10 protein-coding genes and 1 pseudogene are annotated in these 12,637 nt (G+C 71.1%); 4 read left to right on the forward strand and 7 right to left on the reverse strand.

The window, feature by feature from the left end; translation table 11 throughout:
* A pseudogene (locus tag NMK34_RS06020) lies at positions 1–197 on the forward strand (hypothetical protein); the annotation flags it as partial.
* Here NMK34_RS06020 and NMK34_RS06025 read toward each other — a convergent pair.
* Positions 148–1,149, reverse strand: a complete 1,002-nt coding sequence (locus NMK34_RS06025; RefSeq protein ID WP_318332551.1) for a hypothetical protein — start codon at positions 1,147–1,149, stop codon at positions 148–150. The pseudogene NMK34_RS06020 and the gene NMK34_RS06025 sit on opposite strands and share 50 nt — an antisense overlap.
* 112 nt (positions 1,150–1,261) lie before the next feature.
* Between NMK34_RS06025 and NMK34_RS06030 the strand changes: the two genes are divergently transcribed.
* Entirely contained in the window at positions 1,262–3,421 is a 2,160-nt protein-coding gene (locus NMK34_RS06030) for an MMPL family transporter (protein ID WP_318332552.1), read from the forward strand.
* Between the two features lie 22 nt (positions 3,422–3,443).
* Here NMK34_RS06030 and NMK34_RS06035 read toward each other — a convergent pair whose 3' ends face one another.
* Together NMK34_RS06035 and NMK34_RS06040 are read right to left on the reverse strand one after the other, a co-directional pair.
* Positions 3,444–4,106, reverse strand: a complete 663-nt coding sequence (locus NMK34_RS06035) for a response regulator transcription factor (RefSeq protein WP_318332553.1) — start codon at positions 4,104–4,106, stop codon at positions 3,444–3,446.
* Positions 4,103–5,272, reverse strand: a complete 1,170-nt coding sequence (locus tag NMK34_RS06040) for a sensor histidine kinase (RefSeq protein ID WP_318332554.1) — start codon at positions 5,270–5,272, stop codon at positions 4,103–4,105. The genes NMK34_RS06035 and NMK34_RS06040 overlap by 4 nt, the downstream gene beginning before the upstream one ends.
* A 209-nt stretch (positions 5,273–5,481) precedes the next feature.
* Here NMK34_RS06040 and NMK34_RS06045 point away from each other — a divergent pair, with 209 nt between their 5' ends.
* Together NMK34_RS06045 and NMK34_RS06050 are read left to right on the forward strand one after the other, a co-directional pair.
* Positions 5,482–6,009 carry a DUF1772 domain-containing protein gene (locus NMK34_RS06045; protein ID WP_318332555.1) on the forward strand — a complete coding sequence of 176 codons (528 nt, stop codon included), beginning with the start codon at positions 5,482–5,484 and terminating at the stop codon, positions 6,007–6,009.
* Between the two features lie 112 nt (positions 6,010–6,121).
* Complete coding sequence (locus NMK34_RS06050) at positions 6,122–6,478, forward strand: hypothetical protein (RefSeq protein ID WP_318332556.1); 357 nt, start codon at positions 6,122–6,124, stop codon at positions 6,476–6,478.
* A 25-nt stretch (positions 6,479–6,503) separates the two neighbouring features.
* Here NMK34_RS06050 and NMK34_RS06055 read toward each other — a convergent pair whose 3' ends face one another.
* From NMK34_RS06055 to NMK34_RS06070, 4 genes are all read right to left on the reverse strand, one after another.
* Positions 6,504–9,578, reverse strand: a complete 3,075-nt coding sequence (locus NMK34_RS06055; protein ID WP_318332557.1) for a DUF3427 domain-containing protein — start codon at positions 9,576–9,578, stop codon at positions 6,504–6,506.
* A 119-nt stretch (positions 9,579–9,697) separates the two neighbouring features.
* Positions 9,698–10,246 (reverse strand): GNAT family N-acetyltransferase, encoded by a 549-nt coding sequence (locus NMK34_RS06060; RefSeq protein ID WP_318332558.1) that lies wholly within the window; start codon positions 10,244–10,246, stop codon positions 9,698–9,700.
* Between the two features lie 45 nt (positions 10,247–10,291).
* Positions 10,292–11,191 (reverse strand): phosphotransferase family protein, encoded by a 900-nt coding sequence (locus NMK34_RS06065; protein WP_318332559.1) that lies wholly within the window; start codon positions 11,189–11,191, stop codon positions 10,292–10,294.
* Entirely contained in the window at positions 11,188–12,624 is a 1,437-nt protein-coding gene (locus NMK34_RS06070; RefSeq protein WP_318332560.1) for a helix-turn-helix transcriptional regulator, read from the reverse strand. Before NMK34_RS06070 ends, NMK34_RS06065 begins: the two co-directional genes overlap by 4 nt.
* Positions 12,625–12,637 lie beyond the last annotated feature (13 nt).

Consider the following 12,637-nt stretch of genomic DNA (forward strand, 5'->3'; position numbering starts at 1 on the left):
GCCAGCGCCTCGTCGTGCTGCCCCGCCGCTGGGTCGTCGAACGCACCTTCGCCTGGATCAGCAAGAAACGCCGCTGCGTCCGCGACTACGAACACCTACCCGCCAGCCACGCCGCCTTCGTCACCTGGGCCATGATCCACGTCATGGTCACCCGCCTGGCCCGCAACACGAAACCGGCCCAGGCAACCAGCACCTGAACCGGCTTCTCAAACGCTCACTAAGGACCGCCGGGTGGGACGCTCGCCGTCGCCTGGCGGTGTCCGCGACGATCAGCAGGCCGGGAACCGCGCCGAACAGCCAGATCACGCCCACCGGCCAGTGGATCACCTCGCCCACCGCGCCCCGGATCTCCGGCACGTCACCGACCACGTAGGACGCCTCCGGGTCGGTCGTGCGGCAGTCGAGCGTCCACCTACCGGGCGTCGGCACCCGCACGGTCGCCACCCAGGAATAGGTGGCGGCATCGCTGCCGTAGTCGCCCGGCGGGACGGAGACCGGCTCGGCCGTCCGGACCTCCGCGCCGCCGCCGGTGACGCGGCAGTCCGGGTCCGCCGGGGAGAAGCCCACCGCGAAGATCGCGTACGCCCCGGTGGCCGGTGCCGTGAACCGGCCCGCCGACGTCGAGTAGGGGCCGACGCCGCCGTACTCATGCGGGGGTTGCCCGATCGTGCTGTCCTCGGCGCCGAGCCGTACCGCGGACTGGGCCAGCAGCGCGCCGAACACCACGGCGAGCCCGCCGATCAGATAGCCGCGCCGCGACGCCGGGCGGACCCGGTGGGGCAGGCGCCCGCCGGCGGCGTACCCGATCAGCGCTCCGGCCACCGCGAGCGCCGCGCCGCCGAGCAGAGCCCGCCCCCAGTGGGCCTCGCCGGTCAGCGGCACGACCCACCGGAAGAGCGCCAGTGACAACGCGAGAAGCGCCGTCGCGACCAGCGTGGACACGCCCAGGGCCACCCCGGGTCGCCGGGGCTGCCGGGCCGCCAGCACGGCGGCGAGCAGCGGTGACGCGAGCACGGGCCACCACAGCGCGGTCGAGACCGGCTGGTCCTCCTCCCATCTGTGGGTCCACTCGAAGAAGACCAGCGGAGCCGGCACCGTCGCCGCCAACCAGGCCGTCAGCACTCCGGGACCGGGCAGCGTCGCGCTCATCCGTCGATCCTCGACCACCCGGATCATCGACGAAAGTCCGCGAGCCGTCCGAAAGGGATTGCTCACGCAGCGTAGGATCGCGTGCGACACAGCCGAACACACGGGGGAAACGATGTTCGAGCGCCTGGGCAGATTCGTCGTGGGCAAGGCCTGGTGGGTGATCGGCGGCTGGGTCGTCGCCGCGATCGCGATCATCGCCGCCAGTCCTTCGCTGAGCGACATCACCTCCGCGGACCAGGAGAGCTTCCTGCCGCGTTCCTACGAGTCGGTGCAGGCCACCGAGCTGGCCGCGAAGTCGTTCCCGCAGGCCGCCACCGCCACCGCCACAGTCGTGGTCAAGCGCAGCGACGGCAAACCGCTGACCCCGGCCGACGAGGCCCGCGTGGGGCAACTCGCCACCGCGCTCAAGGCCCGGAACATCCCGCAGACCTCCGGCTACCTGACCGGTCCGCAGGCCGTCGCGCCGGACAAGTCGGTGCAGGTGGTCACCGTCGGTCTCGACGCCGACAGCCCCGACGACCCGGGCCTGCTCGACGCGGTACGCGACCTGCGCGCCGCCCTCGGGCCGGACCTGGCCGGCAGCGGCCTGACCGCCGGGGTGGCGGGCGACGTGGCGAGCTTCGTCGACAACGAGGACACGTTCAACGAGGCGTTCGCCGTCGTCGGTGTCGCCACCATCGTCCTCATCATCGGGCTGATCCTGATCATCTTCCGCAGCCCGATCGCCGCGCTGCTGCCGGTGGTGGTGATCAGCGTCGTCATGTCCGTCACCACCGGGCTGGTCGCCGCCGCCGGCAAGGCGTTCGACCTCAACGTCAGCCAGGACCTGCAGACCATCCTGCTGATCGTGCTGTTCGGCATCGGCACCGACTACATCCTGTTCCTGCTGTTCCGCTACCGGGAGCGGCTGCGCGCCGGCGACGACAAACGCACCGCGATGGTCGTCTCGGTGCAGCGGGTCGGCGAGGTCATCACGTCCGCCGCCGGTGCGGTCATCGTGGCGTTCCTGGTGCTGCTGCTCGCCTCGCTCGGCTTCTTCGGCTCGCTCGGCCCGGCGCTCGCCATCGCCGTCGGCGTCATGCTCGTCACCTCGCTGACCCTGATCCCGGCGCTCGTGTCGCTGCTCGGCCGGTGGGTGTTCTGGCCGTCGAAGGCGTGGCAGCGCCCGCCCAGGGCGACCCTGTCCCGGCGGCTCGGCGCCGTGGTCGGCCGCCGCCCGGCGATCGTGGCAGCGGCCTCCGGAGCGCTGCTCGTCGCGCTCGCCGCCGGGGTGCTCGGCTACAAGGCCGACTACGACTTCGGCGCCGGCTTCCCGCAGGACACCGAGTCGGCGCGGGCCGCCCAGGACCTCCAGCGCGGGTTCGCCGCCGGGGCGCTCGCGCCCACCGAGGTCTACCTGACCACCGGCAACGGCACCCCGCTCACCGACCAGCAGGTGAACGACTTCGCCGCCGCGTCGGCGCGGGCACCCGGCGTCGGGCAGGCGCAGCCACCGGAGCGCAGCGCCACCGACCCGAGCGTCGCCCGGATCAGCCTGCTGCTGAACGAGAACCCGATGTCCAACGAGGCGATCACGCTCGTGCGCGACGACCTGCGAAAGGCGGTGCACGAGGCGGCTCCGCCGGGCACCAGGGCGCTCGTCGGTGGCACCACGGCGATCTTCGCGGACATCAACTCGGCGAACAACAGGGACCTGTCGGTGATCCTGCCGGTCGCCGCACTCCTGATCGCGATCATCCTGGCGCTGCTGCTGCGCAGCCTCGTCGCGCCGGTCTACCTGGTGATCGCGGTGCTGCTCAACTTCGCCGCCACGCTCGGCGCCACCGTCTACGTGTTCCAGGGGCTCCAGGGCAACCCGGGCGTGACGTTCCAGCTGCCGATCATCCTCTATCTGTTCGTGGTGGCGATCGGCACCGACTACAACATCCTGATGATCGCGCGACTACGGGAGGAGGCGCGCGAGGGCCACGAACCGCACCAGGCCGCCGCGATCGGGGTGGAACACGCCGGCCCGACGGTCGCCGCGGCCGGGCTGATCCTGGCCGGCACGTTCGGGGTGCTGATGCTCGCGCCGATCTCGTTCCTCCAGCAGATGGGCTTCGCGGTGGCGATCGGGATCGTGCTGTCCGCGTTCGTCATGTCGATGTTCTTCGTACCGGCGCTGACCGGGCTGATCGGCCACAAGGCGTGGTGGCCGGGGCACGGCGACGAACGGCGCAACGGCGGCGGCCGGCACGCCGCCCCCGAACCGGCGGACGCGGCGTCGACCTGACCGTGACCCGCCCCGGCGCGGCTCAGCCCTCGCCGGGGCGGACCAGCCCGCTCTCGTACGCGATCACGACGAGCTGAGCCCGGTCGCGGGCGTTCAGCTTCTGGAGCAGCCGGCTCACGTAGGTGCGGGCGGTATCAGGGCTCAGGAACAACGCCTGCCCGATCTCCGTGTTCGATCGTCCGGCGCCCACCTGCGCCAGCACGTCCCGTTCCCGGGCGGTCAGTCCGGCCAGCCGCGCCGGGTCGGCCACCGGTGAACGGGCCGCCGCGGCGAGCACCCGCCGGGTCACCGCGGGGGAGAGCAGCGCGTCGCCACCGGCCACCGTCCGGACCGCGTCCCGCAGGGCATCGGGCGGGGTGTCCTTGAGCAGGAAACCGGCCGCCCCGGCGCGGATCGCCTCGAACAGGTACTCGTCGTCGTCGAACGTGGTGAGCATGACGACCTGCACGCCGTCCAGCGTCGGGTCGGTCAGGATCCGCCGGGTCGCCGCCAGTCCGTCCCCGCCGGGCATCCGTACGTCCATCAGCACGATGTCGGGCCGCTGCTCCCGTACCACCGCCAGGCCGCTGCCGCCGTCGCCCGCCTCGCCCACCACCTCGATGTCAGGCGCCCGGTCGAGCAGCGCACGCAGGCCGGTGCGGACCAGGTGCTGGTCGTCGACGAGAACGACGCGGATCGGGCTCACGCGGCGACTCCCGTCAGGGGCAGGTGGACCGACACCCGGAAGCCGCCGCTCGTGCCGGGTTCGGCGGTGCCCGTTTCGATCGTGCCGGTTTCTACGGTGCCGCCGAGCAGGGCTACCCGCTCGGCCATGCCGCGCAGGCCTTGGCCCGTCCCGTCCCCGGTGGGCGGGCCGCCGCGACCGTCGTCCACCACCTCCAGTGCGAGCCGGCCGGGCGTGGCGCGGACCGTCACGGTTACCCGGGTGGCGTCGGCGTGGCGTAGCACGTTCGTCAGCGCCTCCTGCACGACCCGGTAGACGGTGCTACCCACCACCGCCGGCAGCGTGTCCACCGGACCCTCGATCCGCAGGTCGACCGCCAGCCCGCCCCGGCGTACGCCGTCCACGAGCGCCGGGAGCTGATCGAAGCCGGGGACCGGTTCTCGTGGCCCGGGTTCGCGGCGCAGCGTGCCCAGCGTCGCCCGCAGCTCCGCCATCGCGCTGCCGCTCACCGACCGGATCGCGGCCAGCGCGCTGTCCGCCTGCGCCGGATCGCTGTCGGCGAGCGCCTCCCGGGCGACTGCCGACTGCAACGTGATCACCGACATGGTGTGCCCGAGCGTGTCGTGCACCTCCCGGGCGATGCGCAGCCGTTCCGCCTCGACCTGACGGGCCGCCTCCCGATGGCGCTCCTCGTCGGCCGCGACCGCCTGCCGGACCAGCGCCGCCCGCAGCGACCTGCGGTTGCGTACCGCGTCGCCGAGGGCGATGACGGCGAGCAGCAACGCCGCCTCGGAGCCGAGTTCCGTACCGACGACCACCGCGATGTCGTCGCCCTCGGCCAGCCGGGCGACCACAGACACGGCCAGCAGGCTCCCGGCGACCACGGCGGCCGGGACGACACGCCCTCGCTCGGACACCCGGTAGAGGACGGCGGCGGCCGGGGCGGCCACCCCGACGGGCGGCAGGTCCAGCGCGTAGTACCCGAGGATCACGACCGCCGTGGCCAGCAGCGCCGGCAGTGGCCACCGCCTGGCACACAGAACCAGCCCGCCGAGCGCCGCGCCGGCCACGACCGCGAGCGCCGCCGCGCCGGGCGCGGGCCGGTCGGCCGCCACGGCCACCCCGATCAGGCCGAGTGTGGCCGCCGCGAGCAGCGCGTCGGCGCGGGTGGGCGAGGTGTCGGGCACGGCTTCGAGCCTAGATCCGCGCGGACCCTCACCGCTGTCGTCCGCAGGCGTCAGGGTCGACCCCGAGGCGTACGCCGAGAAGCGACATCCGGTCGCGCGGCCACGCGGACGACGGCCGGGGACGGCCGACCTAGCGTCGATGGCGTCCCCGAAACGTGAGGAGAACCCTCGTGGTACGCACAAGACTGACCTGGTTCGCCCTTATTGTCATGGTATGGGCGGCAATGATGTCGTTCGGCGGGGTCGCTGCCGAGACCGTCATGCTCTACCCGAACATCTTCAGCGACGCGCCCGCCTCGCTCGACCGGGCCCGCGAGTTCCTCGTCCACGGCGGCCCGCACGACTACTTCCCGCCGCTCGGCGCGTCGGTGATCCTGAGCAGCGTCGCCGCGACGCTGCTCACCTGGCGCGACCGCCGGCTGCGCTGGTGGGTCGCCGGCGCCACAGCCGTCTTCGTCGTCTGTGAGTTCCTGTTCTCCGCTGTCTTCTTCTGGCCGCGCAACGAGATCATGTTCGTCGACCCGCCCGGTACGCACTCCGCGGAGTACCTGCGCCAGGTCGCCGCCGAGTTCGTCGCCGGTCATTGGGTGCGCTTCGCCGGAGGTGCGGTGACGGCCGTCCTGGCGTTCGTCGCGCTGCTTCGCTTCGTGCGCTCGACCGCGTCCGTTCCGGCTCCCGCGTCGGCTCCGGTGCCGGCTTCGGCGCCTGACTCCGGGTCGTCGGAGGTGACGCGATGAGCGCGGGTCGCCGTACCCTCGGGTTCTCTGGCCGGCGTCGGTCGCGCTGGCCGCGCTGGCTGCCCCGCGCGTGGCTCTGCACGACCTGGACGTCGTGCCGGAAGGCACGGTCGTGACCGCGCTGCTCGCGGTCGGGCCGCCGCTGTGCTGGGTGGCCGCCGTGCTGTGGCGGAGGCCGCCGCGCCCGTTCCTGACGATCGTGGTGATCGGGGCGCTGTACGGGGTGTTCCTGGCGGCCGGTCACCAAGTGTTCTGGGATTCGTCGCTGGGGATGGACGCGCCGGGGCTGGCCGGGTTGGAGCCGGGGGCGCGGGAGGCGTTGTTGCGAGGTGCGGCGGTGATGTCGAGCCTGGTCACCGGGACGATGGTCGGAGTGATCGCGGGTGCGGTCGCGGTGCTGCTGGGCCGGGTGCTGCCAGCGTCAGCCCGACGTCGTGAGCAGGCCGACGCTTCTCGCCCGCTCGCCTGACTCGGCGAGCGGGCGAGATCCCAGGTCAGGCAGCGATTGCCCGGGCGGCGGCGTACATGTCGGCGGGCAGCGGATGCCGTAGCTCCCAGAGGATCCGCATGGGCCGGTCGCCGCTGTGCTCCCGGTACGTCATCGGACCCGCGTACAGGTACGGCGGTGCGCCCAGGTCGCGATCGGCGATCTTGGTCTCGCGGACGAACAGGTGCACCGTCGAGCCCTGCGCGACGTGGTTGACGTACCGCTGGCCGGTGGCCGAGCCTGATGAGGTGGTGCTCTGCGACTCCCACTGGAACAGCTTGTCCGTGATAGCGCGGTCGGCGTACATGGTGGTGGGGGAGTAGTGCTCCTCGGACTTCACGAGCGTGACGAAGAACAGATCCGCGCGCTCGTCGGGCAGCCACTTCACGCCCTCGCGCAGCGAGCCGGGGTTGGTCATGCCGAATGCTGCGCACGCCTCGTTGCGGCTGTAGCGGGCGTGTACCCGCAGCGGCACCCGGCCCGGGGCAGGTGGCTCGGTGACCCGATGGATGCGGTCACGGAGCACGTCGACTACCTGCGGCAGCTCGGCACAGCGCGCCGGTTCCGCCCACAGCCTCCTGAGCCGGGCGTCGCGTTCGGCCAGCGGCACCGACGCCCCCCACAGGCTGAAGTGCAGCATGTCGAGCAGCCGCCCGGCGGTGGGGCGCTGTCCGGCGGCGACCTGAGCGATCAGATCCAACCTGTCGACATCATCGGTGTGGAGCATCCGGCCGATGGCCCGGCTCAGGTCACGGTCGTCCGGGCCGCCTTCGTCCGGGTCGAGACCGGCGAGGCGCCGCAGCCCGGCCCAGCCGCCGATGCTCGCCGATCGGTAGACGTCCTCGATTTCCAGGCCGGTCTCGCGCAGGAAGTCGGACAGACTGACGTCACCGAGCTGCCGCAGCTCGGCCACAAGCGCGTTCTTCGACGTCGGGAGCGCCGACTTGAGGTTGGCGAGGACGATCTCCTTCGCCACCCGGTCCAGCTCGATGTGGCAGCCGCTGGGTAGCGAGGGGAAGTCCTCCCGGACGGCCGCTTCGACCGCCCGCCGGCTGACCCCGGCGAGCGCCCGCCAGCGCATGTCGAACCGGAAGTTCGCGTGCTGACCGCCGATGAAGTCGAGCACCGTCAGGCACGGCTTGTCGTCGTCCAGCCGCAGACCCCGTCCGAGCTGCTGGAGGAAGATCGTGGCGCTCTCGGTGGGGCGCAACATGAGGATGGTGTCGACCATCGGCAGGTCGACGCCCTCGTTGAACAGGTCGACAGTGAAGAGCACCTTCACCTCGCGCTTGCGGAAGCGGTCGATCAGCGTGTGCTGCTCCGGCCGGTTGACCTGCGATGTCACTGCCGCCGCCGGTACACCGTGCCGGGTGAACCAGTCGGCCATGAACTCCGCGTGCCCGATGCTGACGCAGAAGCCGAGCGCGCGCATCCGCCCGACGTCAGCGATCCGCCGGACCGCGTGCAGGATGAGCCGCGCCCGTGCGTGATTGCCGGTGTAGACGCCGTCGAGCTCGCCCTTGTCGTACCCCTGTCCGCGCTTCCACCGCACCCGCGTCAGGTCCACGTCGTCGTGCAGGCCGAAATACTGAAACGGCGCCAGCAACTGCCGTTCGAGGGCCTCCCACAGGTGCAACTCCACCGACGCGCGGCCGTCGAACCACCGGCGCACGTCACGGCCGTCGCTCCGCTCGGGCGTCGCGGTCAGACCCAGGAGTACGCGCGGCCGAAGCCGTTCCAGCAGCGCCGTGTAGGTGGCCGCCTCGGCGTGGTGGAACTCGTCGACGATCACCATGTCGAACGCCTCGGGGTCGATCTCCCGCTGGCGCAACGACTGGATCGACGCGAAGACGTGCTTCCACCCCTGCGGCCGATCGCCGCCCACAAGCGTCTCGCCAAACGTGCCGTCGCCCATGACCTGGCGGAACACCGACCGGCTCTGCCGCAGGATCTGCTCCTGATGTGCGACGAAGAGCAGCGAGTCGACGCGGCCGGCTCGCCGGAGCCGGCGATAGTCGAGCGCCGCCACCACCGTCTTGCCGGTGCCGGTCGCCATCACCACCAGGTTGCGCCAGCGGCCGTGCACCAGGCGTTCGGCGTCGAGGTCGTCAAGAACTTCCTGCTGGTACGGGAACGGCCGCACGTCCAGGTTCGCGATCTCAGTCGGTGCGTCGTCGGCGCGTTCCCCGCGCAACGCGACACGTAGGCGCTCGCCATCGGCTGCCGGGTCGTAGGTCTCGAACGCCGAGTCGTTCCAGTAGTCGGCGAACGTCGCCTCGAACGTGTCGATGACGTGCGGCTGCTCCAGGTTCGAGATGCGCACGTTCCACTCCACGCCGTCGACGAGCGCGGCCTTGGAGAGGTTCGACGAGCCGACGTACGCGGTGGTGGTGCCGTTGTTCCGCCGGAACAGCCATGCCTTGGCGTGCAGGCGGGTGGTCCGCGTCTCGTAGGACACCTTGATCTCGGCACCCAGCTCGGCGAGCCGATCGAGCGCCCGCTGATCGGTGGCGCCCATGTACGTCGTCGTGATGACCCGTACCCGACCGCCTCTGCCGACCAGCTCGGTGATCGCGGGCTCGATGATGCGCAGCCCGTGCCACTTGATGAAGGCGCAGAGCAGGTCCACCTCGTCCGCCGACGCCATCTCGTGGCTGACCTCGTGGCCGATGCGCGGCTGGTGCCGGCCGTTGACCAGGAGCGCGCCGGTGGAAAGCGGCGTCGAGGGGCGGATCGGGAAGACCGGTGCGGCCGGTGGGGTGGGCGGTGAGGCGATGGCGTGCAACAGACGTTGGGCGTCCGCTACCTGGTCATCGGCGGTGACGGCGCGGGGCTCGGCCTGAGCGATGTGCGCGGCGATGCGGTTCGCCAGGTCGACCTGCCGGGCCAACTTGTTCTCCCCGCCACCGACGCCGAGGAGCGCCCGCCGCGCGAGGCCCGCGATGTGCCGGGCCAGGACGTCATGCGCGTCGGCGGCATCCAGCTTCGCATCCCGGACGAGGGCGCTATCGACATGCCTGAGCTGCGTCGCCAGCTTCTCCGTGATCAGGTGTTCGTAGATGCCCTTCTCAAGATCCCCCACGAAAGGCAAGCTAGCCGCGATGAACGCCGGGCGGAAGCCGGTGCGATAGGTGTTAGGAGCCTTGTCCTGTGGCCTTTCAGATCATTGACACCTAGAGGTGAAGGTCGACGCGTTGTCCATCACCGGCTCGACGCAATGGCTTTGATGCGGACCTCGAACAGCAGTGCTCCCTCCCGCGTGGGCCGGAGCCATCCGGCCGGTTGCCAACCCCAGGAGTCATACGCCTGCTGGGCGGCAACGTTGTCGGGTCGTACGAGCAGCGTGGCCCTTTCCTCCCGCCGCGTGCTCAGGAGCCGATCGTGGAGCGCCCGCGCGATACCCCGGCGTTGCCACGATCGCCGCACCAGCAGTTCGCAGACCGCGTATGTCCGTTGCCCGTCTTCGTCCGTGAAGCCGTCCGGTACCGGCTCGTGGATGCCGTCCCACCAATGCGAATCGGATCCGAGCGGGAAGCCGTACGCGTAGCCGACCAGATCGTCATCGACCCTGGCCGCCACCAGCTCCCAGCCTTCCCGGGGCATGTGCGCGGCGAGCTGCTGTTCGTACCGCGCGGCCGTGTAGCGCGGGCCGTCGTCGGCGTGTGCGTCGAGGTATACGTCCACAAGCTGCTCCACCAGACCGTCGGCCTCCGCTGCGGTCTGGTGCCGTAGTCGCAGATTCTCCAGCACGAGCACAGGATCCCACCGGAGCGGCAGTCGCTCGCCGAGAGGCTCTCAGGCGAGATCGGCGAATGGCTTCCAACGTAGACCGTGGTCGCCTTGGGAAACTGACTGCAATCGCTTGGCAAATTCGGCCGCGACGCTCGCCGAACTCGCGAGAAGCGGCGTGGCGGCAGCGATCATTTTGAGCTCGCGGGCTTCCCGCAGAAGCGACCAGTTGCGGTCGGACGTCACGTTGTACCCGTACGCCTCTGCGAGCGCCCGATGCGCCCCGGTCTTTCCGAACCGAGCCTCGCCCACAGCGACCGCCGCCAGGTCCACCTGCCAAGGGCCAAGACAAGTGGCGTCGAAGTCGCAGAGCAGGATGCCGCCGGACGCATCCCGGAGCAGGTTGCCGACGTGCGCGTCCCCGTGGATGAGCGACTGCTCCACGCGTCGGTTGAGATCGGCGACCTGCGGCTCCAAGCGGTCGCACCACGTCATCAGATAGTCATGGTCCTGTGCGCTCAAGCCGTCGGCATCCGCCAGGCGTCGACGCGCATCCCCGATCGGATCCCAGACGGCCAGCAGGAAGGGCGGGGGTCCGAGCGCATGAAACCGTCGCAGCGCCGAGCCGAGGTCATCCACCGTCGGAGTAGGCCCAGTGGGTGGCACGTAGGCCCATACCGAGGCGGCCAAGTCACCGACCGCAACCGGCTGCGCCACGCCAGGCGCCAGCCGGATCGTGGGCGCGTCCAGCTCGGCGAACCATCGCGCGAGCTGAACGACCTTCGTCACCCGATCCCGGAGCCGGTGCGTCCGCGCGATGCGGATGACGAGCCCGGAATCCGGCAACGCGAACACGGCGTTGTTCGTCAGCCGCAGGAGGCGGGCATCCTCGGTCTGAACCTCAAGCCCGCTGGCGATCTCCCGCATGGCGCGGGTCATCGCTTCTTCCGAGAACCGTCCGCTCATACCGTGGCCGCAGCTCGTGCGGTGAGTGTCCGATCGAATTCGGCAACGACAGGAAGGTGGCGGTGCCGTCCGAGATCGCGCCGCAGGTTGAGCACTCGATCAACCACTCGACTGGAACTCAGCGCACGCGACTGCTCGACCACGCGCGTGCCGACAGCGACCGCCCGCTCGGGCTCATCGGCGAGGAAGAGCGCACTACACAAGCCGACCTCGTTCAGGACCATGCTGCGGACGTTCGCCGGGCCGAAGGCGACGATCGCCTCTTCGACGCTCCGCACCGCCTGTGCCGCGTGCGTGCCGGTCTGCCGGGCCATGTCGCGGTACACGCGGCCGTACTGGGCTAGCAGTTCGCCACGGTCGTAGAAGGCCATCCAGGTCGGCTCGCGTTCGGGATCCACACGCTCGAACTGATCACTCGCGCGACCGAGGAGGGTCAGCGCGCTTCGGTGGTCGCCGAGTGCGGCTGTCGAGGCGGCCTCCGCGCCCCAGAGCAGCGCCCTCACCGCCGGGGTCGCCCGCGATCCCAGCTCTGAGTGGGCCAGCCTCAGCGCGGCCAGAGCATCGTGGTTGTGCCGAAGGTGTTGTAGCTGCTTGGCTTGCGAGTAGCGGATCAGGGCCGCCAGCGGGGCATCGTCAGCGGACATCGCGGCCCGCTCGCCGGCGGCGAAATGCCGCTGAGCGTCCGCGTGCCAGCCGGCGTCCAGCGCGGTCCAGCCGGCCAACTGACGCGCCGCCGCGACCGCCGCGACGAGGCGGGGTGTCAGCCCGGGCGCGTGTGACCAGTCGAGCATCCCGTACACCGACTCCGCGAACCGCGCGACCTCCCGATAGAGCAGGCCGCCACCGCATTCGTAGTCGACCGACCGGTAGAGCTCCAAGACCGCGTTCAGCCGAGAGACGTCCGCACTGCCGATAGGCCGGGGCCGGGGCTGCTCGGCGACCCCGACCAGCCCGGCTCCTGCCGACACCGCGGCGATGCCGGCCAGGAGGGTTCGCCGACCCAGGTCTGGTGTTGCGCCGATCCCGTCGGCCGGAGCGCTGGCCGGGGAGTCTGGACCGACTGAGAACCAGAGAGACATCGGCGGGATGCGGAGCACGGTCGCCCAATGCGTCAACCGGTCGAGATGCACCAGGGCTGGCCCGTTCTCGATCCGGCTCAACTGCGCCTGCGTGATCCCCAGCCACCCCGCGACGACGCTCTGCGGCAGCGGGCTCCGCCCGTGGTACGGGTGGTGGCGGTACGCCCGGATCACCTGCCCGAGATGCCGCCGGGCCAGCGCCGTTCGTACCGGTTCATGGTCCCAGAACGAATCGGGTACGGCGGGCGGCGTGCTGAGGCGGTCGCGTTCGGCGGCCTGGCAGGGCGCGCAGCGTCCCGTGCCGTTGTCGCGCGCCAGGCGGCCGCCGCAACGGGGGCAGTTCGCAGGTGTCACCGGCAACCTCGCC

Source organism: Micromonospora sp. BRA006-A (assembly GCF_033433935.1).
Taxonomy (GTDB): Bacteria; Actinomycetota; Actinomycetes; order Mycobacteriales; family Micromonosporaceae; genus Micromonospora; species Micromonospora aurantiaca.